This window comes from Sphingomonas lenta, from assembly GCF_002288825.1.
GTDB classification, from domain to species: Bacteria; Pseudomonadota; Alphaproteobacteria; order Sphingomonadales; family Sphingomonadaceae; genus Sphingomonas; species Sphingomonas lenta.
The window spans coordinates 496,097-522,415 of record NZ_NSLI01000003.1 but is presented as its reverse complement, the minus strand read 5'-3'; the positions used below and the strand labels follow the sequence as shown (position 1 = coordinate 522,415).

Below are 26,319 nucleotides of genomic sequence, written 5' to 3'. Positions count from 1 at the left end.
GCGGAAAACCGCGGAAAAGCCGACGCGAACCTGACCCCGCCCGCGTACCCACGCGTCAATCTCGACCGCCGGCCCGCCCGCCCAGCTTTTCGCGTTTCCATTCCGTTCCCCTCACGCGTAAGCCGGACGTGTGGTCCCCGCCCTGCCCCACCCTGCGCTGCACGCGAGCCACGCCGGCATCTGGGTGGCCGAGGGCGGCGCCACCCGCGAGGTGTCGCGGGGCGAGGCGATCCGGATCGCGGCGGAGACGCCCGTCATCGTGCTCAACGCACCGCTGACCGGCCAGCGGCTCGGCTATGCCGAGCTGTCGGGTCTCGACCTGCTCGAGCTGTTCGCCTTCATGCACCCCGCGCGCTTCGCGGTGCCGACGCCGGGCGGGCTGGCGCGGGCGCTCGGCATGGACGCGCCGGAAAGCGACGCCGATGTGGCCGCCTTCCTGCTCGCCGCGACCGAGCGGCTGCTGGCGACGCCGGAAGGCGAGTGGCCCGAGCGCGAGGGCGCGTGGACGGCGGCGCAGTCGCTGTTCCGCCTGCGCTGGCCCTGGGGACCGCTCGTCCACCACGTCGTCTCCAGGCCCCAGGCGAACGAGAAGTGGCTCTTCTCCAAGCTGCCCGAATGGGAGGAGACCGCCCCCCGCCCCGCCCCGCGCGCGGTCGCGGTCGAGCCGGGGGACGCGGAGGCGCGCCTGCTGACGCTCACCGGTCGGGGCGCGGAGCAGCGGCCGGGGCAGCGCGCCTACGCCGCCGCGGCCGCGCAGGCGTTCGCGCCGCGCACCGGCCGCGACGCGCCCAACCTCGTGCTCGCCGAGGCGGGAACGGGGATCGGCAAGACGCTGGGCTATCTCGCCCCCGCCTCGCTCTGGGCCGAGAAGGCCGGCGGCGCGGTATGGGTGTCGACCTTCACCAAGGCGCTCCAGCGGCAGCTCGGCGCGGAGACGGCGCGGCTCTTCCCCGACCCGGCGGTGCGCCGCACGCGGGTCGTCACGCGCAAGGGACGCGAGAACTACCTGTGCCTCCTCAACCTGGAGGACGCGCTGCAGGGCGGGTTCCAGGGCCGCGCGGCCGTGCTGGCGCATCTGGTGGCGCGCTGGGCGGCGTACACGGCGGACGGCGATATGGTCGGCGGCGACCTGCCGGGTTGGCTGCCCACCCTGTTCCGCCGCAACGCCCCAGCGGCGCTGACCGACCGGCGCGGCGAGTGCGTGTATGCCGGCTGCCCGCACTATCGCCGCTGCTTCATCGAGCGCGCGGCGCGGGCGTCGGCCGAGGCGGACCTGGTGATCGCCAACCACGCGCTCGTCATGGTCAACGCCGCGCGCGGGCGGGAGAGCGCGACGCGCCCCACACGCTACGTGTTCGACGAGGGCCACCACCTCCACGACGCCGCCGACGCGATGTTCTCCGTCCACCTGACGGGCGCGGAGACGATCGAGCTCCGCCGCTGGGTGCTCGGGCCGGAGAGCACGGGCCGCGGCCGCCGGCGCGGGCTCGCCGCCAGGCTGTCGGACGTGGCGAGCTACGACGAGGAAGGCGGCCGCGCCATCGCCGACGCCGTCGAGGCGGCGCGGGCGCTGGCGGGCGACGGCTGGCTCGGGCGACTGGCGGAGGGGCAGCCTTTCGGCCCCATCGAGGCGCTGCTCGCGGCGGTGCGCGGCCTCGCCTTCGCGCGCGCCGAGGGCGGGGACGACGCCGGCTACGGCCTGGAGACGGAGCTCGCCGAACCCGACGGCGCCCTGCTCGAGGCGGCGGGGCCGGCGGCGCACGCGCTCGACGCGCTGCTCCGGCCCATGGTGGCGCTGGGGCGCAGGCTGGAGGCGGTGCTGGCGGAGGCGCCCGACTGGATGGACGCGCCCGCGCGCGCCAGGGTGGAGGGCGCGATCGCTAGCTTAAGCTGGCGCGCGGAGATGGTCGGCGGCTGGCTCGCGCTGCTCGCGCGCGTGGGCGGACCGGCGGACCCGGACTTCGTCGACTGGCTGTCGGTCGATCGCGTCGAGGGCCGCGAGTTCGACGTGGGGCTGCACCGCCACTGGCTCGACCCGACGCGCCCCTTCGCCGAGACGGTGCTCAAGCCCGCGCACGGCGTGCTCGTCACCTCCGCGACCCTGACGGGCGGCGGCGATTGGGAGACGGCGGAGGCGCGGGTCGGCGCGCCGCACCTCGGCCGTGCGCCGACGCGCTTCGAGGCGGCGAGCCCGTTCGACTACCCCAACCAGGCGCAGGTGCTCGTCGTCACCGACGTGAAGCGGGGCGACCTGCCCGCGCTCGCCAACGCCTATGCGCGGCTGATCGTCGCGGCGGAGGGCGGCACGCTGGGGCTGTTCACCGCGATCCGGCGCTTGCGGGCGGTGCACGGACGCATCGCCGACCGGCTGGCGCGCGAGGGGCTGGCGCTGCACGCGCAGCACGTCGACCCGATCGACACGGGCACGCTGGTCGACATCTTCCGCGACGACCCGCACGCTTCTCTGCTCGGCACGGACGCGCTACGCGACGGGGTGGACGTGCCCGGCCACTCGCTCCGGCTCGTCGTCATGGAGGGCGTGCCCTGGCCCAAGCCGACCGTGCTGCACGCCGCGCGCAAGCTCGCGGGCGGCGGGTCGGCCTATGACGACCGCATCGTGCGCGCGCGGCTCGCCCAGGCGTTCGGTCGGCTGATCCGGCGGGCGGACGACCGCGGCGTCTTCGTGCTCCTGTCGGCGGCGGTGCCGAGCCGGCTGCTCGACGCCTTCCCGCCGGGCGTGGCGGTCAGGCGGGTGACGTTGGACGAAGCGGTCGCCAGCGTCGGGGCGAGGCTTTCATCCGGCTTGGGGATGGGGCAAGGGGCGGGCGAACTCACCGGGGAGTCCTGATGAAGACGCTGACGCTGCTGCGCCACGCCAAGTCGAGCTGGGACGATCCGGTGGGCCGCGACTTCGACCGGCCGCTGAACGCGCGCGGGCGGCGCGCGGCGGTGACGGTGGGCCGGCACCTGCGCGGCCAGGGCGTCTCATTCGACTATCTCATCGCCTCCCCCGCGGTGCGCGTCGTCGAGACGCTGGACGGGTTCGCGAGCGGCTACGGCCCGTTGCCGGACGTGGTGGAGGACCGGCGCATCTACCTCGCCAGCGCGGCGACGCTGCTGGAGGTGGTACAGGGCCTGCCTGCCTCGGTGGAGCGGGTGCTGATGGTCGGGCACAATCCCGGACTGGAGGATCTGGTCCTCGCGCTGGTTCCCGACGGCACGGAAGGGCTGCGCGACGCGGTGGAGGAGAAGTACCCGACCGCGAGCGTCGCGGAGATGCGGTTCGACGCGAGCGACTGGGCGGCGGTCAGGCCGGGCGGCGCGACGCTGACGCGCTTCGTGCGCCCGCGCGATCTCGACCCGGCGTTGGGGCCGGACGCGGTCGGGACCTGACCGCGCGCGGACGCCGCTTACGCCCGGTTAACCACGGCGTGGTAGCGCGATGGTTCCCGCAGGAGTTGGCCCCGCATGTCGCCGTCCGAAATCCAGCAAGCCCGCAGCCAAGCTTTGTCCGAGGCGGAGAGGATGCTGTCCGCGACGCAGGATCGCGACCCGGAGTCGCAGGTCGCGCTCACCATCGAGCACTTCCGGCGAATCGCGGAGCTGCTTGCGACGCTCGCGCGGGAGCCCGCGCCCGACGACGACGAGTTCGACGCGCCGCTCGACGGCGTCCGCTTCTGGGTGCCACTACCGGAGATCGAGGCCGTGCGCGCCGAGCTCGCCGCGCTCAGGGGCGAGTATGACCGCCTGATCTCGGAGCAGCAGCTGGAACGGTTCGCCTTCTGACCGCTAGCCTTAGCGTCCGAGCATCCGGATGATGCCGGAGAAGTCGGAGCCGCCTTCGCCCGCCTCCACGTAGCGCTCGTACAGCTCGGCCGCGCGCGCGCCCATCGGCGTGTCCGCGCCCGCGCTCTTCGCCGCCTCCATCGCGAGGCGCAGGTCCTTCAGCATCAGCGCCGCCGCGAAGCCGCCCTGATAGCCGCGGTCGGCGGGCGTCTCGGGCCCGACGCCGGGGACGGGGCAGTAGCTCGTCATCGACCAGCTCTGGCCGGAGCTGACGCTGGCGATGTCGTAGAAGCGCTGCGGGTCGAGCCCGAGCTTCTGGGCCAAGAGGAACGCTTCGCAGGTCGCGACCATCTCCGCGCCGAGCAGCATGTTGTTGCAGATCTTCGCCGCCTGGCCCGCGCCGTTACCGCCGGCGTGGATCACCGCCTTGCCCATGTCGGCGAGATACGACTCGGCGCGCTCGAACGCCTCGTCCGAGCCGCCGACCATGAAGGTGAGCGTGCCCGCGTTCGCGGCGGCGATGCCGCCGGAGACGGGTGCGTCGACCGCTTGCAAACCCCGCTCGCGGGCGCGCTCGGCAACGCGCTTGACGGTGTCGACGTCGATCGTGGAGCAGTCGATCAGGATCGCGGTCGCCGCCACGCGGCCGACCAGGTCGTCGTACACGGCCTCCACATGGCTCCCGGCGGGCAGCATGGTGATCACCGCCTCCGCGCCCTCGACCGCCGCCTGGCCACTCTCGGCGGGAAGGCAGCCCGCCGCCTCCGCGCGCGTGAGCGCGTCCGCCGACAGGTCGAACGCCCGGACGTCGTGGCCCTTCTTCGCCAGGTTCGCGGCCATGCCGCCGCCCATATTGCCTAAGCCGATGAATGCGACGCGCGCCATCACTTGCCCTTCCACTGACCGGGACGCTTTTCCACGAACGCGGCCATGCCCTCCTTCTGGTCCTCGGTACCGAACAGGCCGTGGAACAGGCGGCGCTCGAACTGGACGCCTTGCTGGAGGCCCGTCTCAAAGGCGGCGTTGACCATCTCCTTATTGGCGAGCACCGCGAGCGGGGCCATGCCGGCGATGGCGGTCGCGGTCTTGACCGCCTCCTCGATCAGCTCGGCCGCGGGGACGACGCGGCTGACGAGGCCGGCGCGCTCGGCTTCGGCGGCGTCCATCATGCGGCCGGTGAGGCACATCTCCATCGCCTTGGCCTTGCCCACGGCGCGCGTCAGGCGCTGCGAGCCGCCCATGCCGGGGCTGACGGCGAGCTTGACCTCCGGCTGGCCGAACCGGGCGGTGTCGGCGGCGAGGATGAAGTCGCACATCATCGCCAGCTCGCACCCGCCGCCCAGCGCGTAGCCGGCCACCGCGGCGATGATCGGCTTGCGCGTACGCGTGAACTGATCCCAGCCCGCGAAGAAGTCGTGGCCGTACATGTCGGCAAACCCTTGCGCCTGCATCTCCTTGATGTCCGCTCCGGCCGCGAAGGCTTTTCCGGAGCCGGTAACCACCATGCAGCCCTGGGATGCGTCAACGTCGAACGCGCGGGTCACCTCCAGCAGCTCGGACAAGACCTGGCTGTTCAGCGCGTTGAGTGCCTGGGGGCGGTTCAGCGTAACGAGCGTCACGGGGCCGCGGTTCTCGACGAGGAGAGTTTCGTACGATGTCATAAGGGGCTCCAGGCCTGCTCGGGCGGCAATGGTTCGAAGAAGCGGTCAGGGTCGGCGGGAGGTTGCCAGTCCGGCGCACCGTCCTTGTCGATCAGCAAAGCGCGAACACCTTCCCGAAAATCCGGGAACGAAATCATCCGGACCATCAGCCCGTATTCCATGCGCATCTCGTCAACGAAGTGCGGCTGCTTGGGGCTCTCGATGAGCATGCGGAGCGACACGGCGCAGGCGGTGGGGGATTTGGCGCGGATGGTGGCCGCCGTTTCGGCCGCCCAGGGGTCCTCCTCGGCGTCCAGGCAGGCGAGGATGCTCTCCAAATCGTCGGCGGCGAAGCAGCGGTCGATCAGCTGGAGACGCTTCAGGATCGGCGCTTCGGGCGCGATCAAATCAGAACACTCATCCAGAATCGCTTCCGCACGGAAAGGATCGGCGGCGATGCGCTCCTTGGCCTCGTCGAGCCGGTCGGAGGGGATGTAGTGCGTCGCCAACCGGAGCGCCTTGCACTCCGCGCCGCTGAGCCGCGCGCCGGTCAGCGCGAGGTACTGCGCCAGCCGTCCGCGCAGGCGCGACAGGTAGCGGCCGCCGCCGACGTCGGGGAAGATGCCGATCGTCGTCTCCGGCATCGCGAACACCGTGCGTTCGGTCGCGACGCGGTAGCGGCACGGGCAGGAGATGCCGACGCCGCCGCCCATCGTCACCCCGTCCATGAACGCCACCCCGGGTTTAGGGTAGGTGTACATGAGGTGGTTAAGCCGGTACTCCTGGAAGAAGAAACGCCGCGCCGCCGCCTCATCGTCCGCGACCGCGTTGGCGATGGTGACCACGTCGCCACCCGCGCAGAAGCCGCGTCCCTCGGCATGGTCGATCAGGACGATGCGGACCTCCGGGTCCTCGCGCCAGTCGAGCAGCGCGCGCGTCATGCCGTCGACCATCGATAGGTCGAGCGCGTGGAGCGCCTTGGGGCGATTTAAACGGAGGCGGCCGGCGGCGCCGTCGCGGTAAGCGCGGATCGTGTCAGACATAACGGTCATCACGACGCCTTAGCGTAGGAGCCGGGCGCGGGTTCGATGCCGTCGGTGATTTCGCGCGCAGGCACGCGCTCGCCGCCGCCCTTGGCGGAGAGCCACGCGTCCCACCAGGGCCACCACGAGCCCTCGTTGCGGGTCGCGGTCTCCAGCCACTCCTTGGCGGTGTCGGGCCGCGCGTCGTTGGTCCAGAAGCCATGCTTGTTCGCGGCCGGCGGGTTGATGACGCCGGCGTTGTGGCCCGAGCCGCCGAGCAGGAACTCGGCGCGGAGCAGCTTCGCGCCGTCGTACACCGCGCTCCACGCCGAGACGTGGTCGTCCTTGAGCGCGATCGAGAGGATCGGCGTCTCGATCGCCGCCAAGTCGATCGGCTGGCCCCGGACCTCGAACCCGGCGGGCTTGGTCAGCGCGTTCTCGAACAGGAGCTTGCGATTATACGATGTGAGGAACGCCGCCGGGATGCGCGCGCCGTCCTCGAACCAATAGAGCAGGTCAGAGGGCGGCGCGGGCGCGTCGAGCAGATAGTGGCTCACCACCGACGACCAGATCAGGTCGTTCGCGCGCATCGCCGCGAACAGCCGTTGCAGCTCGACTGAGTCGATATAGCCCTGCGCCGCCAAGTGGTCGTCGAGCGCGTCCAGATGCGCTTCGTGCACGAAGGCCGACCAGTCGCGCATGTCGGCGAAGTCGACCATGGAGCCGATCAGCGTCGCCGAATTGACCTCGCCGCCCCGCCCCTGCGCCGCCAGCCAGGCGAGCGCGATCGCGACGAGCGTGCCGCCGAGGCAGAAGGCAAACAGGTCGGGCTTGGCCCCCGTACGCTCGCGCACGACGGCCAGCGCGGCGACAATGCCGTCGAGCACGTAATCCTCGACGCCCTTGCCGCGATGCGCATCGGTCGGATTGACCCAGGAGATGACGAATACGGTGCGGCCCTGGTCGACGAGCCACTTCACCAGGCTCGACTTGGGTACCAGGTCGATCATGTAGAAGCGGTTCACGAGCGGCGGCACGTAGAGCAGCGGCTCGGCAGCGACGTCCGCGGTCGTGGGCGTGTACTGGACGAGCTGGAACAGCTCGTTCTGAAAGACGACCTGGCCGGGTGTCGCAGCGATCGTCTCGCCTTTGCGGAACGCATCCGGATCGGTGCGGCGCGTGACGAGCCCGCGGCCGCTGGCGACATCCTCCAAGAGGTTGGCGAAGCCGTGCGCAAGGTTCGCGCCGCCGGTCGCGACCGTACGCTCGATCACTTGCGGGTTTAGATGCGGGAAGTTGGCGGGCGACAGCGCGTTGACCCACTGGTCGAGCAGGAAGCCGACCATGGCCTTGCCCTTGGGATCGCCCTCACCCTGCTGCACCAGCCGCTTCAACTGCGCGGAGGCGAGCAGGTACGCATCGCGGATACCGCGGAACCAGGGATCGCTCTCCCACTCGGGCGCGCTGAACCGCCGGTCGCGCGGGCGCTCGCGCGGCGCATCGTTAGGTGCGAACGCGTTGCGCCAGAACTCGCCCCATTGCTTGGCGGCGTCCATCTGCAGATCGAACAGCTTGGCGGGCGTGTAGCTCGCGCCGAACTCGGCCATGGCGCTCGCGATGGCGAGCGGGTCGTAGGCGCGGGTGGCGCCTATCCCGACGGGCTTGGCGAGCGCTCTGGTCATGGCCTCGCCCATCGCGGTCGTCGCGCGCGCCCAGCCGTCGCCGGCGGTCTTCACTTCCGGAGTCATTGCCGCGTCAGCTCGCGGCCGACGATCATGCGCATGACCTGGTTGGTGCCCTCCAGGATCGAGTGGACGCGCAAGTCCCGCCAGAAGCGCTCGATCGGGTAATCCTGGAGATAGCCGTAGCCGCCGTGGAGCTGGAGCGCGCGGTCGACCACCTGACTGCCCACGTCGGTGGCGAAGCGCTTGGCCATGGCGGCGAACTTCGACTTGTCCGGCGCATTGTCGGTGACCTTGGCAGCCGCCGTATAAAGCAGCTGGCGCGCGGCCTGGAGCTCGGTCTCCATATCGGCGAGCGTGAACTGCGTGTTCTGGAAGTCGGCGATGGGCTTGCCGAACTGCTGCCGGTCCTTGGTGTAGGCGATCGCCTCGTCCAGGCAGCGCTGCGCGCCGCCCAGCGAGCACGCGCCGATGTTGAGGCGGCCGCCGTCCAGGCCCATCATCGCGATGCGGAAGCCCTCGCCCTCGCCGCCCACCAGGTTCTCGGCGGGCACGCGGACATTGTCGAGGATGAACTGGCGCGTCGGTTGGCTGTGCCAGCCGAGCTTGCGCTCGTTGGCGCCGAAGCTGACGCCCGGCATGTCGCGCTCGATCACCAGGCAGGAGATGCCCTTGGGTCCCTCCGCGCCGGTGCGGACCATGGTGACGTAGACCTCATTCTCGCCGCCGCCGGAGATGAACTGCTTGGAGCCGGTGATGACGTAGTGGTCGCCGTCGCGCACCGCGCGCGTCTTGAGCGCGGACGCGTCGGAGCCCGAGCCGGGCTCGGTTAGCGCATAGCTCGCGAGCTGGTCCATCGTGACCAGGCTCGGCAGGTACTTGTCCTTAACCGTCTTCGAGCCGAAGCGGTCGATCATCCACGTCGCCATGTTGTGGATGGAAATGAAGGCGCTGGTGGACGGGTCGCCGTAGCTCATCGCTTCAAAGATGAGCGCGGCCTCGAGGCGGCCGAGGTTGATGCCGCCCGACTCCTCGGAGACGTAGATCGCCGCGAAGCCGAGTTCGGCGGCCTCCTTGATCACGTCACGCGGGAAGATGTGGTGCTCGTCCCAGTGCGCGGCGTTGGGGGTCAAGCGGTCGGCGGTGAAGCGGCGCGCGAGCTCCTGGATCTCGCGCTGCTCGTCGGTGAGGTCGAATTGAGTCATGCGGGCCGCTCTAGCGGATTGAACGACGCTGTTAAGCCCTCCGCCGCGCGGCGAACGTCGCACCCGCGGCCGCGGCCAGCCCGGCAAGCGCGGCGACGAGCACCGGGCCGTTCCGCTCGCGCAGGTTGCGCACCGCGACGCCGCCCAGCCCCCAAGCCGCCGCTCCGGCATAGAACGGGTTCCCGCGGCTGGCGTAGCTGAGCACGGACGCGGCGGTGGCGGCCGCAGCGGTCAGCGCCACCCCCACGCGCGTCTGCGCCGGGCGGTCGGCGGGACCGCCCTCCGCGATCCGCGCGCCGCCGAGATTGGCGGCGGTGGCGACGGTGAGCCAGCCCGCGAGCGGCGCGACCGAGTTGAGCACGAGGTCGCGGCTCGGCTCGTCCTCCTCGGCGCGAGCGGCGGTGAGCATCGCCGCGTTCGCCGCCCCGGCGGTCGCGGCGATGATGGCGACGCTTCGCCAGCCGACGTTGCGGTACTGCGCCCACAGCTCCCACGCCGTGTCGCCGGCATAGGCCGCGGCGGTGAGCCAGCCCGTGCGGCGGATCAGCGGGTCGTCGGACCGGGCCACCGCGCGCGCGGCGTAGTTGAGGCTCGCCGCGAACAGCGGCGCCCAGATGACGAACGCGCCGTCGGCGGGGGTGACGGGACTCTGCGCCTTGGCGGACTGCTCCTCGATGGGCTCGCCCCTTCCCGTCAGGCGCGCGGCCTGGCCCGCGATCGGCTGGGCGGCGGCGAAGAACAGGGTAGCGGCCGAGCGCGCGGCGTCGACGCGCTCCGAAGTGAAAAGGGCGTTCATGCGCCCGGAACGCGCAAGCTCCGCGCCGGGTCCGGCGGTCAGGCCGGGCACTTGGTGTAGCGCAGCGAACTCGGCGGGTTCCGCTCCTCGCGGACGAGGACCAGGCCATCGCGGATCAGCGTCAGCGCCTGCGTTGCGGTCCACTCCTGCCCCTCGCCGGTAAAGGCGAGCGTCGCCTCGATCCGGTCGGGGCGCGGTTGCGTCAGACGCTGGACGGTCCCGCGGCTCTCGTAGAAGCGCAAGGAGGTGGGCCCGACCTCCATCAATCCCTTGGCGTCGACGCGGCCGGGCTGGCAGTCGTTCGGGACCAAGCCCCAGCGGCCCTGAAAGGCGGCGGGAAAAGCGTTGAGCGTCGCGGGGCTCGCGGCGGCCCGCGGCGTCTGGTTCGGGTCGGGCGGCGGAGGATCGAGCGGCACCGCCGTGTTGCGCGGATCGTCGACCAGGTTCTCCGGCACGCCCTCCTGCACCAGAGGCTGGCTCCCCTCGCCCTCGTCGGCCGAGGGGTCCTGGCCGGTTTCAGTCGAGGGGCCGCCGCAGGCCGCGAGCGGCAGCAGCAGGGCGAGCAGGAGCGCGCGCACTCGCCTCAGCCCATGGTCGGGATGACGAACGCGTCCTGGATGCGGCTCGGGCCGCCGTCCTCGGAACCGCCCGGCAGCGCCGAACCGTCGGGCCAGCGCTGCGTCACCGTCTTCACGCGCGTCCAGAAGCGCACGCCTTCCGTGCCGTGCTGGTTGACGTCGCCGTATGCCGAACGCTTCCAGCCGCCGAACGTGTGATAGGCGACGGGAACGGGAATGGGCACGTTAATGCCCACCATGCCGACGTTGACGCGCGCCGCGAATTCGCGCGCGGCGTGGCCGTTGCGGGTGAAGATGGCGACGCCGTTGCCGTACTGGTGTTGGCTCGGCAGACGCACCGCCGTTTCGAAGTCGAGCGCGCGGACGATCTGGAGGACGGGGCCGAAGATCTCCTCCTGGTAGCTCGTCATCTCGGGCGTCATGCGGTCGAACAGCGTCGGGCCGATGAAGAAGCCCTTCTCATGACCCTGGAGCGTGAAGCCGCGGCCGTCGACGACGAGCTCGGCGCCCTCGTCCACGCCCGTCTGGATCCAGTTCTCGACGCGCTGCTTGTGCGCGGCGTTGACCACCGGGCCGTAATGCGCCTGCTCGTCGGTGGAGACGCCGACGCGCAACGCCTCGATCGCGGGGACGAGCTTGTCGCGGAGCGTATCCGCCGTCTTCTCGCCCACGGGCACCACCACGGGAAGCGCCATGCAACGCTCGCCGGCCGAGCCGAAGGCCGCGCCCGCCAGGTCGGCGACGACCTGGTCCATGTCGGCGTCGGGCATGACGATGCCGTGGTTCTTGGCGCCGCCCATAGCCTGCACGCGCTTGCCCGCGTCGACGCCGCGGCGGTAAACGTAGTGCGCGATGTCGGAGGAGCCGACGAAGCTCACCGCCGCGATCGCCGGGTGGTCGAGGATGGCGTCGACCATCTCCTTGTCGCCGTGGACGACCTGGAGCACGCCTTCGGGCAGGCCGGCCTCCAGCATCAGCTCGGCCAGGCGCACGGGGACCGAGGGGTCGCGCTCGGAGGGTTTGAGGATGAACGCATTGCCGCAGGCGATGGCGACGCCGAACATCCACATCGGGATCATGGCGGGGAAGTTGAACGGCGTGATGCCGGCTCCGATGCCGAGCGGCTGGCGCATGGAGTAGACGTCGATACCGGGACCGGCGCCCTGCGTGTACTCGCCCTTGAGCACGTGCGGGATGCCGCAGCAGAACTCGATCACCTCCAGCCCGCGTTGGATGTCGCCCTTGGCGTCGGCGAGCACCTTGCCGTGTTCGCTGGACAAGGTTCGGGCGAGCGCGTCCATCTCGCGCTCGACCAGCTCCTTGAAGCGGAACATCACGCGGGCGCGGCGCTGCGGGTTGACGGCGGCCCATTTCGGCTGTGCATCGAGCGCGTTCCGGACGGCGGCGTCGAGCACCGCCTTGTCGCCCAGCGCGACGTGGGCCTGAACCTCGCCCAGATTGGGGTCGAACACGTCGCCATGGCGGGACGCAGGCGCGAGGCCGCCGCCAGCGACGAAGTGGTCAATGATGCGCATTCAAGTCTCTCCTGATCGCGGGCGCTTTGCACTCCGGCGCGGGGTGAGGCAAGCCGCGGGAACACGGCCCCTTCCCGGCTGTTCTGCGCTCTACGGAACCCCTGGGGGCGTGATGAACCTGACTTTTGTTAACGAAGCGGTGGCCGAGCGGGAACATGAGGCCGCCGACCACGGCCGCGAGCGGTTACTTGCCGTGCTGCGCTGGCTCGACGCGCAGGGCTACCGCTTCGTCACTGCCACGCCGGGCACGCACGCGCGCGTGGTGAAGCGCGCCGACCGGCAGGAGGCGCGGAACGTCAGGGACGTGATGGGCTGGTCCCTCCCCTTCCAACCCGAGGTGATTCCGGCCGAGCTGTTCGAACTGCTGCGTGCGGCGGACGCCCTGGAGGAGCAGGAGGACGGCCGCTTCAAGGCGCGCTATCGCGTGTCGAGCGTGCACGACACGCTGTTCGTCCACTCCGCCTATCCGACGCTGGCGGAGGACTCGGTGTTCTTAGGCCCGGACAGCTACCGCTTCGCCGACCTGATCCTCGCCAAGATGGGTGACCCCAAGCCCGGCGCGCGCATTCTCGACTATGCGGCGGGCGCGGGCGTGGGTGGCATCACCGCCTCGCGCGCCGCGACCCGGCCCTACCTGACGCAGGCGGACGTCAACCCCAAGGCGCTCCGGCTCGCGGGCGTGAACGCCGAGTTCGCGGGGCTCGACCACCAGGAGGTCGAGGCGAACAGCCCGGCGGACGTGGAGGGCTCGTTCGACCTCATCGTCAATCACCCGCCCTTCATGATGGACGAGGCCGGCCGCAAGTATCGCGACGGCGGCGACCTGTACGGGGCCAAGCTGTCGCTCGACTGGACGCTGGAGGCGGTTGAGCTGCTCAACCCCGGCGGCATGTTCGTGATGCACACGGGCGTGTCGATCGTGGACGGGCGCGACGTGTTGCTGGAGCGCCTGGAGACCGATCTCGACCGCGGCCGGTTCGACTGGGGTTATCACGAGCTGGACCCCGACATCTTCTCGGAAGACCTGGACACGGCGCCGTACGCCGAGGTTGAGCGCATCGCGGCCACGGGTCTGTGGGTCACGCGCCGGCGCACATGACCGCGCCGCTCCGCGTCCTCGAACGCTCGATCTACCGCGGCCCGCACCTATACTCGCTGGCACCCATGATCCGCATCCAGCTCGACCTGGGCGAGCTGGAAGACTGGCCGACGAACAGGCTGCCGGGCTTCACCGACCGGCTGGTCGCGCTGCTGCCGCAGCTCCAGGAGCACGGGTGCAGCTACGGCGAGCCGGGCGGGTTCGTGCGGCGGCTGAACGACGGCACCTGGATGGGGCACGTGATCGAGCATGTCGCGATCGCGCTCCAGAACCTCGCCGGGCACCGCATCACGCGCGGCAAGACGCGCTCCGTCCGGGGACGGCCGGGCGTGTACAACATGCTCTACTGCTACCGCGACGAAGCCGTGGGGCTCGCGGCGGGCGCACACGCGATCTGGCTGGTGGCGAGCCTGTTGCCGCCCGAGCTGGCGGCGGTCGAGAACTGGGGCTTGCTCGGCGTGCCCGAGATCGGCGAGCCGGGGTCGGTCGACGCGATCCTCGCCGCGCTCAAGCCGCTCGTCGTCAAGGCCGCCTATGGGCCGACGACGCAGGCGCTGGTCGACGCGGCGCGCCGGCGCGGCATCCCCGCCTTTCGGCTGAACGAGCAGTCGCTGGTGCAGCTCGGCACCGGCAGCCGTCAGCGGCGCATCCGGGCGAGCGTGACGGGCGCCACGTCACTGATCGGCGCGGAGCTGGCGGGGAACAAGAACGCGGCCAAGGCGCTGCTCGCCGACGCGGGCCTCCCCGTGCCGCGCGGCGTGGTGGTGCGGTCGGCGGAGCAGGCGGCGGTGGAAGCCAAACGGCTGCGCTACCCCGTCGTCATCAAACCGCTCGACGGCAATCACGGGCGCGGCGTCACCACCGACATCGCGAGCGAGGAGATGGCGCGCGCGGCGTTCGACTTGGCGCGCGAGCACTCGCGCGTCGTGATCGTCGAGCGTCAGCTGCCCGGCAACGATCATCGCATTCTGGTGGTCGGCGGCAAGGTGGTCGCGGTCGCCGAGCGGGTGCCCGCGCGCGTGATCGGCGACGGGGTGCACACGATCCGTCAGCTCATCAACATCATCAACGAGGATCCGCGCCGCGGCATCGGCCATGAGAAGGTGCTGACCCGCATCAAGGTCGACGAGGCAATGCTTCAGCTGCTCGCCAAGGATCGCCGCACGCTTGAGACTGTACCACCCCTCGGCGAAGAAGTGCGGCTCCGGCACACTGCCAACCTGTCCACCGGCGGAACGGCGGTGGACCGGACGGAGGTGATCCATCCCGATAACGCGGCCATCGCCGCGCAGGCCGCCGCCGTGGTCGGGCTGGACGTGGCTGGCATCGACTTCCTGTCGCCCGACATCAGCCGGTCGGTGCGCGAGACGGGCGGCGGGATCGTCGAGGTGAACGCCGCGCCCGGCTTTCGCATGCACCTCCAGCCCTCGGAGGGGCGCCGTCGCAACGTCGCGCGCCCGGTGATCGAGTCGCTGTTCCCCGACGGTGCCCCCAGCCGCATCCCCGTCTTCGCGGTGACGGGCACCAACGGCAAGTCCACCACGGTGCGCATGGTGTCTCGCATCCTGTGCGAGGCGGGGATGCGCGTCGGCATGACCTCGACGTCGGGCGTGTACGTCGACGGCCGCATGCTGCTCGCCGCCGACGCCAGCGGGCCCAAGAGCGCGCGCGTCGTGCTCAGGAACCCGCTGGTCGACGCCGCCGTGCTGGAAACGGCGCGCGGTGGCATGCTGCGCGAAGGGCTCGGTTACGACCGCGCGGACGTGGGCGCGGTCCTGAACGTGTCCGAGGACCATCTGGGCCTGAAAGGTATCGACACGATCGAGGACTTGGCGCGTGTCAAGTCGATCGTCGCCGTCGCGGTGGCGCGGCGCGGGCATACCGTCCTGAACGCCGACGACCCGCTGGTCGTGCGGATGGAGCGGTATGCGGGCGGCAAGGTCGTATGGTTCTCGATGGAAGGCGGTCCGGACATGCGCCGGGCGCTGCGCCGCCATATCGAGGCGGGCGGGATGGCGATGGTGCGCGAGCCGGGACCGCTCGGCGGCACGCTGGTATGGTGGAGCGGCGGGCGCTGCGAGCCGTTGCTCGACGCCGCCGACATCCCCGCGACCCTGGGCGGCGCGGCGGAATTCAACATCGCCAACGCGCTCGCCGCGGCCGCGATGACGCTGTCGCACGGGCTGGACGTGGAGGTGGTGCGACGGGCGCTCGGCCATTTCACCAGCTCGTTCGAGGAGAGCCCCGGCCGCCTCAACATCCACGACCTGCCCAACGGCGTGCGCGTGATCGTCGACTACGCGCACAACGAGGCGGCGGTGACCGCGCTCGGGCGGCTGCTCGACCGGATGCGGTCCGACCGGCGACGGCTGTTCGGCGTCGTTTCGATCCCCGGCGATCGGCGCGACGAGGACATACGCGGCATGGGCGCTCTCGCCGCCCGCTATTTCGACGAGATCATGTTCCGCGAGGCGCCGGACGGGCGCGGGCGGCCCGTGGGATCGATAAATGCGCTGCTCGCCGAGGGCGCGGTCGCGGCGGGCCACGACCCGTCGAAATTACACCGGCTGCCCAGCGAGGAGGTGGCGACCCAGGTCTGCCTAGAGCAGGCGGAGCCCGGCGACATGATCGTGATCATGCCGACGGAGGTGGAACGCATCTGGCGGCAGGTCGTCTCCTATGTACCGCCGGCCCCGGCCGAGCCCGAGCCGGTGGTGACCGTATTTGAGGAGCCCGAACATGCCTGACGCGCGCTGGTTGCTGGTCGTCCACGGCGGCGCGAAGACGATCGAGCCGAAGAAGGAGGAAGCGAACCGCCGCGGCTGCCTGGCGGCCGCGAACGCGGGCGCGACCGTGCTGCGCTATGGCGGCGGCGCGGTGCAGGCGGTCGAGGCGGCGATCCGCAGCCTGGAGGACGACCCGACGTTCAACGCCGGACGCGGCTCCAGCCCCCAAGCGTCGGGCGCGATCGAGATGGACGCCTCCATCATGGACGGGCGCGACCTGTCGATCGGCGGCGTGGCGGGCGTGAAACGATTGAAGCATCCGATCGAAGCGGCGCGCGTGGTGCTGGGCAAGCCGCCGGTCTTGATGGTGGCCGACGGCGCGGAGCGCTTCGCGGCGGACCACGGCGTGGCGCTGATCGACCTGGCCGAGCTCGATCCAGCGGAAACGCCCAACCCCGAGCGCGACACGGTCGGCTGCGTCGCGATCGACATGCACGGGCACCTCGCGGCCGGCACGTCGACCGGCGGGTTGGAGGGCATGCCCGAGGGCCGCGTGGGTGACACGGCGCTGCCGGGCGCGGGCCTCTACGCCGACGACGCGGTCGGCGCGGTGGCGCTGTCGGGCGACGGCGAGGCGATCGTGCGCGTGATGCTGGCGGCTCGGATCACGCAGGCGATGGAGAACGGGTCGGGGCCGCAGGCCGCCGCCGAGGCGGTGCTGCAGCAGCTCGCGCGCGTGAACGGCGAGGCGGGCGCGATCGTGCTCGACCGGCAAGGCCGGATCGGCGCGGCGCACAATTCCGACCACTTCGCGTTGGCGGTGGCGGGATCGGACATGGAGCCCCGCGCCGCGCTCCGGGCGCGGGAATTGGCGGACCTGCTAGATGAGTGAGACCGGGCCAGGCCCGCTCCTCATCATCGGCGGGCACGAGGACAAGGAGGGCGACCGCGTCATCCTGCGCGAGCTCGCGGGCCATATTGCGGGCGGCAAGCTGGTGCTCGCCACGGTCGCGAGCCACGCGCCCGAGGGGTATTTCGACGCCTATGAGCGCGCCTTTCAGGATTTGGGCGTCGGCGATCTGGTCGAGCTCTATGTTCACGAGCGCGGCGACACCTTCGACGGCATGGCCGACGTATTCGCGGATGCCGCGGGCGTGTTCTTCACGGGCGGCGACCAGCTGCGCATCTCCAGCCAGATCGCGGGCACGCCGATCGAGCAGGCGGTGCGCGACCTCCACGCGCGCGGCGGCATCGTCGCGGGGACGAGCGCGGGTGCGGCGGTGATGAGCGACACAATGCTGGTGAAGGGCACGAGCCGCGTGTCGCACCGCATCGGCGACCTGCACATGGCACCGGGCCTGGGGCTGATGAGCCACGCGATCATCGATCAGCATTTCGCCGAGCGCGGGCGCATCGGGCGGCTCTTGGGCGCGGTGGCGCAGAACCCGCGCGTGCTGGGCGTCGGCGTCGACGAGGACACGGCGATCCTGGTGACCGGCGACAGCTTCCGCGTGATCGGGTCGGGCGCGGTGACGGTGGTGGACGGGCTGGGCGTGACGCACTCCAACATCGCGGAAGCGCGGCCCGAACGGACGCTGAGCATCCATGACGTCCGGCTGCACGCGCTGGCAGCGGGGGATTGCTACGATTTCGAGCGGCGGCGGCCGTTCGGGCCGAACGAGGACTGATCTGATCCTCCCCGCTATGCGGGGAGGGGGACCGCTCGCGTAGCGAGTGGTGGAGGGGCCTCTCGACGGGAGTCGCCCTTCGCAACCGCCCCTCCACCGCCTTCGGCGGTCCCCCTCCCCGTTCCGGGGAGGATCAAGTCAGGCTCAGCGTCAGTGAAAACTGGTCGAAGGTGGGCGGCATCCTGCCCTGCTCCAGCCGGCGGCGCTCGGGCACGCGCCAAATGCGCGCCAGAAGGTGGGCGAGCATGTGCGACCCCAGAAACTCGACGAGCTGCTTGGCGGGGCAGAAGCCGGGGCCGGCGCTGAACGGGACGAGCCCGACGCGCTCGGGATCGCCGCCAAGCCACAGCTCGGGCGCGAAGCGGTTGGCGTAGGCCAAACGCTGGTCGTCGCGATGAAAGTAGGGGGCGTGGATCAGCAGCCCCGTCCCTGCTGGCATCGTCGCGCCGTTCCAATCCGTCTCGCGGTCGGTCTCGCGCAGGATGGCGGGCGTGGTGGGCCAGAGGCGGACCGATTCCAGGATCGTCGCGCGGAGCAGCGGCAGTTCGGGCGAGCCGTGCAGCGCCTCGTCACGCGCGGATTGCGCATAGCCGGGCAAGCTCGCCAGCAGCGTCAGCGCGCGGAAGGTGGCGATGCCCGCGGCGTCCCAGGCGAATAGCCATTGCGCGACCTGGTCGACGGGCGCCGCGCGGGGCGTGTTCGCGGCGGGCATGAGGCTGGCGAGCGAGCCGGGCTCCGCGCGGTCGAGATGCGCCCGCACCGCCGCCTGGAAGCGCTCGCGTAAACTCCGGCGCTTAGGTTTCAGGAACGCCCAGTTGGCGTCTCCGCGGAGCCGGATCAGCAGCCGGCTGAGCTCCTTATCGTCCGCCGCCGACCGGCCGAGCACGACGCCGCGCGCCATGCAGTGCCAGCCGTCCTTGAACGCGCCCCAGCTAAGGCCGCCTTCCTCGTCGGCCCGGGCGAGCAGCGCCTCCGCCTCGGCGGTGACGATCGCGGTCATCTCGCCGCCCAGGTGGTGGATGGGGCAGGCGCTGTCGAGCACGCGGTCGTTGAACCGGCGGCGCTCCGCCCTATCCTCCCCGCGCGAGGCGAGCGATCCGCGCGGCTCGAAATGGGCGAGCGCGGCGTGCTTCTCGGCCATGTCGGTCTCGAACGGCTCGGGCGTCTCGTCGAGCACGCGCCGGGCGTGGGCGGGATCGAGCACCACCGCGAGGCGACGGCCGGGTGTGGCGAGCATCACCGGACCCGGCCCGTGCCGCGCGCGCAGCGCCTGCAGCGCGCGCACCTCCGCCAGCTCCGCGCCCGTGTCGTGGAGCAGGCGCACGATGCTCGGACGCCGGACGAACATGCCCTTCGCGAAGAGCGGGCCGACCGCTTGGCCGAGCACGGCGGCGGTCTCGCGGATGGTGGCGCGGGAAAGCTGGGGCATCGGCGGGTGCAACGCTTCGCACGCGCTTCCGCCCCGCGCGATGACGGAGATCAGCGCCGGAACCGGCCCGCCCACGCCATCGTTGTTTCCGCCTCATCAGGAGTGCGGAACATGGCGACGGAAGCGCGGCGGACCGGCGATGGCGACGGATCGAATACCGGATACACGCTGGCGATCGGCGCGGCGGCGGGGCTTGCGGTGGGGCTGCTCGCCAACCTCGCGCGCAAGGCGGCGGTGCAGGCGCCGACCGTGGCCAGCGGCAGCTGGGACCAGGCGCTCGCCAACGAGCACAAGGCCGCGCTCGCCATCTTCGAGCAGCTGGAGCAGACGACCGACCGCCAGGCGGGGCGGCGCTCCTTTCTGCTGATGCAGCTGAAGCACGCCATCTCCAAGCACGCGTTCCAGGAGGAGAACTCGGTCTACGCGCAGATGCGCGACATGGGGATGAAGGAGGGCGCGGACCACCTCAACCACGAGCACGGCTATGTGAAGCAGTATTTCTACGACCTGGGCGAGATGTCCAAGTCGGACCCCGCCTGGCTGCCCAAGCTCCGCGAGTTCCACCAGTGGATCAAGGGCCATATGCGCGACGAGGAGGAGGACCTCTTCCCGAAGCTGCGTGGCATGATGTCGGAAGCGCAAAACAAGCACCTTACGGCGCTGATGAACCGTGAGGGGTTGAAGCTGGCTTGAGTGCCGATCGCTGGCCCTCCGCGCTCTGGATCGTCAGGCACGGTGAAAGCGCGGGCAACGTCGCGCGCGAGCAAGCCTATGCCAGCGGCGCCCACCGGATCGCGCTGACCATCCGCGACGTCGACGTGCCCCTGTCGACGCGCGGCGAGGAACAGGCGCGCGCGCTCGGCCGCTGGTTCGCGCGGGGCGAGGCGCATGGGCGGCCGGAGGTGATGCTGTCCTCCCCCTACCTGCGCGCGCGGGAGACGGCGCGGCTGTTCCGGGAAGCCGGCGGCTGTCCTCCGGACGAGCGCATCTGCGCCGACGAGCGGCTGCGCGAGAAGGAGTTCGGGGTTCTCGACGGCTTGACTACCGGCGGCATCGCGGCGCTCGAGCCCGATCAGGCCGCGTTCCGACGCTTGCTCGGTAAGTTCTATCACCGGCCGCCGGGCGGGGAGAGCTGGTGCGACGTCATCTTTCGGCTGCGCTCGCTGATGGATACCGTCGCGCTGCACTATGCGGGGCGGCGGGTGATGATCGTGGCGCACCAGGTGGTCGTGCTATGCTTGCGCTACGTGGTCGAGAACCTGTCGGAGGAGGAGATATTGGCGATCGATCGCGCGGGCGACGTCGCGAACTGTTCGGTGACCGAGTACGCCTACGACTCTGATCACGGGCGTTTCGGAGGCTTGAAGCTCGTCCGCTACAACGAGACCGCGCCCGTCGAGGAGAGCCCCGTCGAGGTGACGGACGCCCCCGACGCGATGGTGGCCGCGCGTGGTTGAGCTCGACGCCGCGTGGCGCGCGGCCAACCCCCTGCCCCAACCGCAAGGCGAGGCGACCAAGAATACGCGCGGGCGCGTGCTGTGCGTCGGCGGCGCGCGGCGTGTTCCTGGCGCGCTCAGGCTGACGGCGGAGGCAGCGTTGCGCGTCGGCGCGGGCAAGGCGCGCATGGTGACGGTGCCGTCCGTCGCGCTGATGCTGGGCGCGCTGTTCCCGGAAACGGCGGTGATCGCGGTGGGCGAGGACGAGGCTGGCGAGATCGCGCTGGAGCCCGCCGAGCCGCTGTTCCGCGAAGTCGACCGCACGGACGCGCTGGTGATCGGCCCCGGCATGATCGACCGGCAGGCCGCGGGCCGGCTCGTCGTCCGCGTCGCCGCCGAGCCCCGGGAGAAGGTCGCGCTGCTGCTCGACGCCGCCGCCTGCGCCGCCGCGGGCGCGCTCGCCGACGAGCTGCGGGGCTATGCCGGCCGCCTGGTGCTGACGCCGCACGGGGGCGAAATGGCGGAGCTGTGCGACTGCGACGCCGCCGACATCTCCGCCGACCCGGAGGGCAAGGCCCTTGACGTCGCGCGGCGCTACGGCGCGGTCGTGGCGCTGAAAGGCGCGCGCACCTGGATCGCCGCGCCGGACGGACGCGTCCTGCGCTACGCCGGCGGCGGGATCGGGCTGGCGACGGGCGGGTCGGGCGACGTGCTGGCGGGCGTCGTCGGCGGCCTGCTCGCGCGCGGGCTCCCGCCGTTCGAGGCGACGGGCTGGGGCGTGTGGCTCCACGGCGAGGCGGGCCGCGCGCTGGCCGCGAGCGTGGGCCCGGTCGGCTTCCTGGCGGGCGAGCTCCTGCCCGAGCTGCCCAAGCTGCTGCCGCGCTGAGCGGTTAGCCGATCGGAAACCAAATACAGGTTAGACGGCTTCGGGTTAGGAGGGGTCGCATGTCGTCTGTCGAGGGGTCGGGCGAGAATCTGTCGCGGATCGATATCGCCTCGCGGCGCGCGGTGATCGACGCCGACGGCCGGCTGCCGGACCTGCTGCGCGAAATCTGGGAAGAGATCGGAAGCGGGACCACGGAGGTCGCCGCCGTGTTCTGGCGGACGATGCGCCGCAACCCCGCCGTGCGCGCGGCCATCCCCGACGACGCCGTGCCGGCAATGGTCGCCCAATCGGCGGAAGGGATCCGGCGCAAGTTCACCACGCCCATCGACGAGGACTGGGCGGAGATGGTGGCGAGCGCAGGCGACCTCTGCACGGAGCTGGACGTGCCCGGCCGCGATCTGGTGAGCGCATTCCACGCCGCCTATGAGCACGCGCTCCTCGATCTGGCGGAGCGCTGGCGCGACCGGCCGGACAAGCTGACGGGCGCGATCATTGCGCTCCAGCGCCTGTCCGCGCTCGAATACGAACTCTGCCTCACACGCATAGTAGTCGCGCAAAAACGGGCGGAAGCGGCGCGGCTGGAGCGGCACGCCGAGCTGTTCCGGTCGCAGGTGCTCTCCGCGGTCGAGCGGCTGGACGAGGCGAGCGCGGCCGTGGGGCTCCGATCCGACTCCACCGCCGAGACCGCGCGGCGCATGCAGGGCCTGAGCAACGAGGTCGCCACCGCCGCCTCGCAGAGCGCGGACGCGATGCGCGACGCCGCCAGGAGCTCCGCCGACATGGCGCGCACGGTGGACGAGGCGCGCGACGACGCCGACGGCCTGGGCCGGTTGGCCGAGGAAGCGGTGCGCGACACCGCCGAGACGGACGCCGCGATCCGCGGCCAAGCATCCTCGACCGACGCGATCGACGGCATCGTCGGCGTGATCCGCGACATCGCGGGCCAGACCAACCTGCTTGCGCTCAACGCGACGATCGAGGCGGCGCGCGCGGGCGACGCCGGCCGCGGCTTCGCGGTGGTCGCGCAGGAAGTGAAGTCGCTGGCGAACCAGACCGCGCGCGCGACGCTGGAGGTGACGGAGCAGATCGAGCGGATCAAGCGTACTTCGGCCCGCGCGCTGACGGCGGGCGAAACGACCCACGCCGCCGTCGGCGCGGTGGCGGATTCGGCCAAGCGCGTGCGCGTGCGCATGGACGGCCAGGCGGGCGCGGTGCGCCGCATCGGCGAACTGGTCGACGAGACCGCGCTCAGCGCCGACCACGTCTCGCACACGATCGACGCGGTCCGCCGATGCGCCGACCAGGTCATGGGCGAGATGGAGGAGACCCGCCGCGCCGCCCAGGCCGCCGCCGAGCAGCTGGCGACGTTGCGCGCGGGCATTTCCACCTTCCTCGACGCGGTGGGCGCGCGCTAACACCTCCGCGACGACGCGGGAGGTGGATGGTGAGGACCAAGCTGATCGGCGCGCTGCTGCTGGGCTGCGCGTTGCCGCTCGGCGCGCAGCAGCGCTCGGGGACGCATGCGGAGACGCTCGCGCCCGCGGTGCCGCCCGTTCCTCTCCTGCGCGAACAGGCGCGGATGCGGAACGCCTGGCTCAGGGAACGGCTGGACACGCTCGTGCCGCGGCTCATGCGCGAGCGCGGCGTCGACATGTGGGTGCTCGTCGCGCGCGAGTATCTGGAGGACCCGGTGGTCGCGACCATGCTCGACGCCGAGATCTTCCACGCGCGGCGGCGCACGATCCTCGTCTTCCACGATCCGGGCGGAGGCCGGCCGGTCGAGCGGCTGACGGTGAGCCGCTACGGCCTGGGCGGCCTGTTCGAGCCCGCCTGGACGCCGGAGAAGCAGCCGGACCAATGGAAGCGCCTGGGCGAGCTGGTCGCGGCGCGGGACCCCCGACGCATTGCGGTGAACGTGTCGGCCGCCACCGCCTTCGCCGACGGGCTGACGCACAGCCAGCACGAGGAGCTGATGGCGGCGCTGCCCGCGGCGTATCGCGGCCGCGTCGTGCCCGCGGACGCGCTCGCGATCGGCTGGCTCGAGACGCGCATTCCCGCCGAGATGGCCGCCTACCCGCGCATCGTCCGCACCGCGCACGCGATCATCGGCGAGGCGCTGTCGAACAAGGTGGTCACGCCCGGCCGCACCACGGCCGCGGACGTGGTGTGGTGGATGCGCGAGCGCGTGGCGGCGCTGGGCCTGACCGTGTGGTTCCAGCCGTCGCTCCACATCTTCCGCCAGGGCGCGGCCGTCGAGCTTCAGGGCGACGAGGTCATCCGGCCGGGCGACATGCTGTGGACCGACTTCGGCATCATGCACATGGGGCTGGCGACCGACACGCAGCACCTGGCCTATGTGCTCCGCCCCGGCGAGCGGGACGCGCCCGCGGGCTTGCGCGCGGGGCTGGCGGCGAACAACCGCGTGCAGGATGCACTCACCTCCTCGTTCCGAACGGGGCTGAGCGGCAACGACATACTGCTCGCGGCGCGCGCCAAGGCGGTGGCGCAGGGGCTCAACCCGACCATCTACTCGCACCCGATCGGTTATCACGGTCATGGCGCGGGTGCGGCGATCGGCTTCTGGGACGACCAGCGCCCGAGCGAGCGCGGCGCACACAAGCTCCGGCCGAATACGGCGTGGTCGATCGAGTTGTCGCAGACGCAGGCGGTGCCCGAATGGGGCGAACAGTCGGTGCAGTTCCGCACCGAGGAGGACGCGTTCTTCGACGGACGCGCGGTGCGCTACCTGGACGGGCGGCAGACGAGCTTCCACCTCATCCGTTCGGCGGGCAATTAGCGCGGCTCCGCCGCCTCGCGCGCTCGGTCCTCCGCCCTGATGCGCTCGCGGTTGCCGCCGCTCACGCCCCTTCCCTCCTCTTCAGGCCGGTGGACGTTGCCCGAGTTGGGCGGCGCCCCCGGAGGTGCGTCGCGCATCGTCGTGTCGTGGTAGATGTTGGCGGCCACGACCTCCGTCAGGTCGGGGAAGATGTTGTGCGCCGACACCGCGCCTTGCGCCTTCCAGCCGACGGGCAGCTCCTCCTTGGGATGGACAGAGGCCCAGACGATCGCGTCGGCGACAGGCTGCGCCGCGTCCATCATAATCATGCGGGGGACGCGGCCGGTATAGTTGCCCGCGTGCTGCCAGATCGGCGTGTCGGCGGCGAAGGGCATCACCGTCGAGACGCGGATGCGCTTGTTGAGCTTCTTGAGCCGCATCTCCTCGTTGAGCGCGCGGCCCAGCCCCAGGATGCCGTATTTCGAGGCGACGTAGGATCCGTGGTACGGCAGGGGCACAACGCTCTCGACCGAGCCTACGTTGACCAGCGTGCCATAGCCTTGGGCGACGAAACGGCGCATCGCGGCGTGCGCGCCGTGGATCACGCCCTTCAGGTTAACGTCGATCGTGCGCGTGTGGTCGGCGAGCGGCACGGCGGTGAACTCGCCGATCGAGAGCACGCCCGCGTTGTTGATCCACACGTCGATACGGCCGAAGCGCGCCTCGGCGGCCTGCGCCAGCCGCTCGACGGCTTGGGGGTCGGCGACGTCCGTGGGGACCGCGATCGCCTGGCCGCCCGCGCCGCGAATCTCGTTCGCGACCTCCTCGAGCAGCTCGCCGCGGCGGGCGGCGAGCACGACGTTGGCGCCGAGCGACCCCGCCCGGACCGCGGCGCCGCGGCCGAAGCCCGACGACGCGCCCGTGATGACGTAGGTGCGCCCGGCGATGCGCGGTCCGTCGGCGCGGCGGAGCGTCGTGTCCGCCGCGCAGGCGCTAAGCCCCGCGCAGGATAGGACCAGCGCGAGGCCTAAGCGCCGCACCCGCTCAGCCGTGGCCGCCGGAGGAACCGCCGCCCGAGTTGCCGCCGCCGCCCGACTTGGAGCCGCCCGAGCGCCCGCCCGAGCCCTTGCCGCCGGTCGTCTTGCTGGAGGTGCCGGAGCCGGGATCGCCGCCCTTCTCGGTCACCGCGCCGGGATTACCGCCCGCGCCTTTCTGGGCCATGACACATGCTCCTTCGCTGTTGGAACCGGGGAACGGGCGGGTCGGGGCGCGGTTCCGCCTGATCCTTGTTAGGCGGGAGCCTGCGCAAGATGCCGTGTCACTGCAGAAAGCGGCCTAAGTTGACCCATGTTGATGTTTCGGGCGCGGTCGAGTGCCAGCGTGAAGTCCGTCAACACGGCGAGGACGCATGCACGGGCATTCGCAACTGGAACAGCGTCGGGTGCTGGTCGTCGAAGACGACTGGTTCATCGCCAGCTACGTCACGGAAGCGCTGGAACAGGCGGGCGCGGCGATCATCGGCCCGGTGGCGTCCGCGTCGGACGCGCTGGAGCGATTGGAACAGGAGCCGCCGCCCCATGCGGCGACGCTCAATGTCAGGCTGCTGGACGGCGACAGCCTGCCCGTCGCGCAGCGCCTGGCGGAGATGGACGTGCCGTTCCTATTCCTGAGCGCGCAGGCCGCCGCGACGCTGCCGCCGGACATGGCGGCGCGGCCGCGGTTGGAGAAGCCGTTCGCGGCGTGGCAGGTGATCGAGGCGGTGGGCGGGATGCTGGACCGCTAGAGCCCGCCGGGCTCGCGGTCGCCCGCGCCTTGCGCGGGCGTGGCCTTGTCGCCCGTGCCGACGCCGGTCGGGTTCGGACCCTCGCCGCCATGCTCGTCGGTGTCGTACTCCTCGCCGGGCTGGCCGCCGCCGGCGCCCATGCCCGATCCGTGGACCTCGCCGTTCTTGGCGACGCGGGCGCGGCGGCCGGCTTCGGGCGGGATGTCTCGGTCGTTGGTCATGCGCGTAGAACGGACGGGCGCACGGGCCCGT

At 71.4% G+C, this 26,319-nt stretch carries 25 protein-coding genes; 13 read left to right on the top strand and 12 right to left on the bottom strand.

Going from position 1 to position 26,319, the window contains the following annotated elements; genetic code table 11:
• Positions 1 to 130 precede the first annotated feature (130 nt).
• From CKY28_RS09735 to CKY28_RS09725, 3 genes are all read left to right on the top strand, one after another.
• Positions 131 to 2,848 (top strand): ATP-dependent DNA helicase, encoded by a 2,718-nt coding sequence (locus tag CKY28_RS09735; RefSeq protein WP_095998127.1) that lies wholly within the window; start codon positions 131 to 133, stop codon positions 2,846 to 2,848.
• Entirely contained in the window at positions 2,848 to 3,393 is a 546-nt protein-coding gene (locus CKY28_RS09730; protein ID WP_095998126.1) for a SixA phosphatase family protein, read from the top strand. The genes CKY28_RS09735 and CKY28_RS09730 overlap by 1 nt, the downstream gene beginning before the upstream one ends.
• Positions 3,394 to 3,468: 75 nt before the next feature.
• The gene (locus CKY28_RS09725) at positions 3,469 to 3,786 is read left to right on the top strand and encodes a hypothetical protein (RefSeq protein ID WP_095998125.1); all 318 of its coding nucleotides are present in this window, start codon (positions 3,469 to 3,471) and stop codon (positions 3,784 to 3,786) included.
• A gap of 9 nt (positions 3,787 to 3,795) precedes the next feature.
• Here the strand turns inward: CKY28_RS09725 and mmsB are convergent, their stop codons facing one another.
• From mmsB to CKY28_RS09685, 8 genes are read right to left on the bottom strand one after another with little or no spacing between them, the layout of a single operon-like run.
• Positions 3,796 to 4,671, bottom strand: a complete 876-nt coding sequence (mmsB, locus tag CKY28_RS09720; protein WP_095998124.1) for a 3-hydroxyisobutyrate dehydrogenase — start codon at positions 4,669 to 4,671, stop codon at positions 3,796 to 3,798.
• A complete protein-coding gene (locus CKY28_RS09715) occupies positions 4,671 to 5,447 on the bottom strand; it encodes an enoyl-CoA hydratase (RefSeq protein ID WP_095998123.1) in 777 nt (258 codons plus the stop codon). Before CKY28_RS09715 ends, mmsB begins: the two co-directional genes overlap by 1 nt.
• Positions 5,444 to 6,478: an enoyl-CoA hydratase/isomerase family protein gene (locus CKY28_RS09710; RefSeq protein WP_342747163.1), complete on the bottom strand. Its 1,035-nt coding sequence runs from the start codon at positions 6,476 to 6,478 to the stop codon at positions 5,444 to 5,446. Before CKY28_RS09710 ends, CKY28_RS09715 begins: the two co-directional genes overlap by 4 nt.
• A complete protein-coding gene (locus CKY28_RS09705; protein ID WP_176473041.1) occupies positions 6,478 to 8,184 on the bottom strand; it encodes a PHA/PHB synthase family protein in 1,707 nt (568 codons plus the stop codon). The genes CKY28_RS09710 and CKY28_RS09705 overlap by 1 nt, the downstream gene beginning before the upstream one ends.
• 8 nt (positions 8,185 to 8,192) lie before the next feature.
• The gene (locus CKY28_RS09700) at positions 8,193 to 9,335 is read right to left on the bottom strand and encodes an acyl-CoA dehydrogenase family protein (RefSeq protein WP_095998121.1); all 1,143 of its coding nucleotides are present in this window, start codon (positions 9,333 to 9,335) and stop codon (positions 8,193 to 8,195) included.
• A 31-nt stretch (positions 9,336 to 9,366) separates the two neighbouring features.
• Positions 9,367 to 10,131: a hypothetical protein gene (locus CKY28_RS09695; protein ID WP_141243900.1), complete on the bottom strand. Its 765-nt coding sequence runs from the start codon at positions 10,129 to 10,131 to the stop codon at positions 9,367 to 9,369.
• Positions 10,132 to 10,169: 38 nt separating this feature from the next.
• Entirely contained in the window at positions 10,170 to 10,709 is a 540-nt protein-coding gene (locus CKY28_RS09690; RefSeq protein WP_095998119.1) for a hypothetical protein, read from the bottom strand.
• A gap of 5 nt (positions 10,710 to 10,714) precedes the next feature.
• A complete protein-coding gene (locus CKY28_RS09685; protein ID WP_095998118.1) occupies positions 10,715 to 12,244 on the bottom strand; it encodes a CoA-acylating methylmalonate-semialdehyde dehydrogenase in 1,530 nt (509 codons plus the stop codon).
• Positions 12,245 to 12,356: 112 nt separating this feature from the next.
• Here CKY28_RS09685 and CKY28_RS09680 point away from each other — a divergent pair, with 112 nt between their 5' ends.
• Genes CKY28_RS09680 through CKY28_RS09665 form a run of 4 tightly spaced genes read left to right on the top strand, consistent with a single transcriptional unit; the run spans position 12,357 to position 17,757 of the window.
• A complete protein-coding gene (locus CKY28_RS09680) occupies positions 12,357 to 13,343 on the top strand; it encodes a methyltransferase (protein WP_176473040.1) in 987 nt (328 codons plus the stop codon).
• Positions 13,340 to 16,090, top strand: a complete 2,751-nt coding sequence (cphA, locus tag CKY28_RS09675) for a cyanophycin synthetase (protein WP_095998117.1) — start codon at positions 13,340 to 13,342, stop codon at positions 16,088 to 16,090. The genes CKY28_RS09680 and cphA overlap by 4 nt, the downstream gene beginning before the upstream one ends.
• Positions 16,083 to 16,961: an isoaspartyl peptidase/L-asparaginase family protein gene (locus CKY28_RS09670; RefSeq protein ID WP_095998116.1), complete on the top strand. Its 879-nt coding sequence runs from the start codon at positions 16,083 to 16,085 to the stop codon at positions 16,959 to 16,961. Before cphA ends, CKY28_RS09670 begins: the two co-directional genes overlap by 8 nt.
• Positions 16,954 to 17,757, top strand: a complete 804-nt coding sequence (locus CKY28_RS09665; RefSeq protein ID WP_095998115.1) for a cyanophycinase — start codon at positions 16,954 to 16,956, stop codon at positions 17,755 to 17,757. Before CKY28_RS09670 ends, CKY28_RS09665 begins: the two co-directional genes overlap by 8 nt.
• A gap of 133 nt (positions 17,758 to 17,890) precedes the next feature.
• On the opposite strand, the gene CKY28_RS09660 is transcribed toward CKY28_RS09665, so the two are convergent.
• The gene (locus tag CKY28_RS09660; protein ID WP_141243899.1) at positions 17,891 to 19,186 is read right to left on the bottom strand and encodes a cytochrome P450; all 1,296 of its coding nucleotides are present in this window, start codon (positions 19,184 to 19,186) and stop codon (positions 17,891 to 17,893) included.
• A 111-nt stretch (positions 19,187 to 19,297) separates the two neighbouring features.
• Between CKY28_RS09660 and CKY28_RS09655 the strand changes: the two genes are divergently transcribed.
• The 5 genes from CKY28_RS09655 to CKY28_RS09635 are packed head-to-tail and all read left to right on the top strand — an operon-like array spanning position 19,298 to position 24,305.
• Positions 19,298 to 19,879 (top strand): hemerythrin domain-containing protein, encoded by a 582-nt coding sequence (locus tag CKY28_RS09655; protein WP_095998113.1) that lies wholly within the window; start codon positions 19,298 to 19,300, stop codon positions 19,877 to 19,879.
• Complete coding sequence (locus CKY28_RS09650; protein ID WP_095998112.1) at positions 19,876 to 20,643, top strand: histidine phosphatase family protein; 768 nt, start codon at positions 19,876 to 19,878, stop codon at positions 20,641 to 20,643. The genes CKY28_RS09655 and CKY28_RS09650 overlap by 4 nt, the downstream gene beginning before the upstream one ends.
• The gene (locus CKY28_RS09645; protein WP_095998111.1) at positions 20,636 to 21,508 is read left to right on the top strand and encodes an NAD(P)H-hydrate dehydratase; all 873 of its coding nucleotides are present in this window, start codon (positions 20,636 to 20,638) and stop codon (positions 21,506 to 21,508) included. Before CKY28_RS09650 ends, CKY28_RS09645 begins: the two co-directional genes overlap by 8 nt.
• A 59-nt stretch (positions 21,509 to 21,567) precedes the next feature.
• On the top strand, positions 21,568 to 22,923 hold the full coding sequence (locus CKY28_RS09640) for a methyl-accepting chemotaxis protein (RefSeq protein ID WP_095998110.1): 1,356 nt from the start codon (positions 21,568 to 21,570) through the stop codon (positions 22,921 to 22,923).
• Between the two features lie 26 nt (positions 22,924 to 22,949).
• On the top strand, positions 22,950 to 24,305 hold the full coding sequence (locus tag CKY28_RS09635) for a M24 family metallopeptidase (RefSeq protein WP_095998109.1): 1,356 nt from the start codon (positions 22,950 to 22,952) through the stop codon (positions 24,303 to 24,305).
• On the opposite strand, the gene CKY28_RS09630 is transcribed toward CKY28_RS09635, so the two are convergent.
• Both CKY28_RS09630 and CKY28_RS18665 read right to left on the bottom strand, forming a co-directional pair.
• Complete coding sequence (locus tag CKY28_RS09630) at positions 24,302 to 25,324, bottom strand: SDR family NAD(P)-dependent oxidoreductase (protein ID WP_217989577.1); 1,023 nt, start codon at positions 25,322 to 25,324, stop codon at positions 24,302 to 24,304. The two genes, CKY28_RS09635 and CKY28_RS09630, sit on opposite strands and share 4 nt — an antisense overlap.
• Positions 25,325 to 25,328: 4 nt before the next feature.
• Positions 25,329 to 25,505: a hypothetical protein gene (locus CKY28_RS18665; protein WP_176473039.1), complete on the bottom strand. Its 177-nt coding sequence runs from the start codon at positions 25,503 to 25,505 to the stop codon at positions 25,329 to 25,331.
• A gap of 187 nt (positions 25,506 to 25,692) precedes the next feature.
• Between CKY28_RS18665 and CKY28_RS09625 the strand changes: the two genes are divergently transcribed.
• Positions 25,693 to 26,067 (top strand): response regulator, encoded by a 375-nt coding sequence (locus CKY28_RS09625; RefSeq protein WP_095998108.1) that lies wholly within the window; start codon positions 25,693 to 25,695, stop codon positions 26,065 to 26,067.
• Here CKY28_RS09625 and CKY28_RS09620 read toward each other — a convergent pair.
• Positions 26,064 to 26,288, bottom strand: a complete 225-nt coding sequence (locus tag CKY28_RS09620; protein WP_095998107.1) for a hypothetical protein — start codon at positions 26,286 to 26,288, stop codon at positions 26,064 to 26,066. The genes CKY28_RS09625 and CKY28_RS09620 overlap by 4 nt on opposite strands.
• Positions 26,289 to 26,319: the final 31 nt, after the last annotated feature.

Coding starts and splice junctions, on each gene's coding strand:
- CKY28_RS09730 (WP_095998126.1), top strand. CDS start 2,848: ATGAAGACGCTGACGCTGCTGCGCCACGCCAAGTCGAGCTGGGACGAT.
- CKY28_RS09725 (WP_095998125.1), top strand. CDS start 3,469: ATGTCGCCGTCCGAAATCCAGCAAGCCCGCAGCCAAGCTTTGTCCGAG.
- mmsB (WP_095998124.1), bottom strand. CDS start 4,671: ATGGCGCGCGTCGCATTCATCGGCTTAGGCAATATGGGCGGCGGCATG.
- CKY28_RS09715 (WP_095998123.1), bottom strand. CDS start 5,447: ATGACATCGTACGAAACTCTCCTCGTCGAGAACCGCGGCCCCGTGACG.
- CKY28_RS09710 (WP_342747163.1), bottom strand. CDS start 6,478: ATGACCGTTATGTCTGACACGATCCGCGCTTACCGCGACGGCGCCGCC.
- CKY28_RS09700 (WP_095998121.1), bottom strand. CDS start 9,335: ATGACTCAATTCGACCTCACCGACGAGCAGCGCGAGATCCAGGAGCTC.
- CKY28_RS09695 (WP_141243900.1), bottom strand. CDS start 10,131: ATGAACGCCCTTTTCACTTCGGAGCGCGTCGACGCCGCGCGCTCGGCC.
- CKY28_RS09685 (WP_095998118.1), bottom strand. CDS start 12,244: ATGCGCATCATTGACCACTTCGTCGCTGGCGGCGGCCTCGCGCCTGCG.
- CKY28_RS09680 (WP_176473040.1), top strand. CDS start 12,357: ATGAACCTGACTTTTGTTAACGAAGCGGTGGCCGAGCGGGAACATGAG.
- cphA (WP_095998117.1), top strand. CDS start 13,340: ATGACCGCGCCGCTCCGCGTCCTCGAACGCTCGATCTACCGCGGCCCG.
- CKY28_RS09670 (WP_095998116.1), top strand. CDS start 16,083: ATGCCTGACGCGCGCTGGTTGCTGGTCGTCCACGGCGGCGCGAAGACG.
- CKY28_RS09665 (WP_095998115.1), top strand. CDS start 16,954: ATGAGTGAGACCGGGCCAGGCCCGCTCCTCATCATCGGCGGGCACGAG.
- CKY28_RS09660 (WP_141243899.1), bottom strand. CDS start 19,186: ATGCCCCAGCTTTCCCGCGCCACCATCCGCGAGACCGCCGCCGTGCTC.
- CKY28_RS09655 (WP_095998113.1), top strand. CDS start 19,298: ATGGCGACGGAAGCGCGGCGGACCGGCGATGGCGACGGATCGAATACC.
- CKY28_RS09640 (WP_095998110.1), top strand. CDS start 21,568: ATGTCGTCTGTCGAGGGGTCGGGCGAGAATCTGTCGCGGATCGATATC.
- CKY28_RS09635 (WP_095998109.1), top strand. CDS start 22,950: ATGGTGAGGACCAAGCTGATCGGCGCGCTGCTGCTGGGCTGCGCGTTG.
- CKY28_RS18665 (WP_176473039.1), bottom strand. CDS start 25,505: ATGGCCCAGAAAGGCGCGGGCGGTAATCCCGGCGCGGTGACCGAGAAG.
- CKY28_RS09625 (WP_095998108.1), top strand. CDS start 25,693: ATGCACGGGCATTCGCAACTGGAACAGCGTCGGGTGCTGGTCGTCGAA.
- CKY28_RS09620 (WP_095998107.1), bottom strand. CDS start 26,288: ATGACCAACGACCGAGACATCCCGCCCGAAGCCGGCCGCCGCGCCCGC.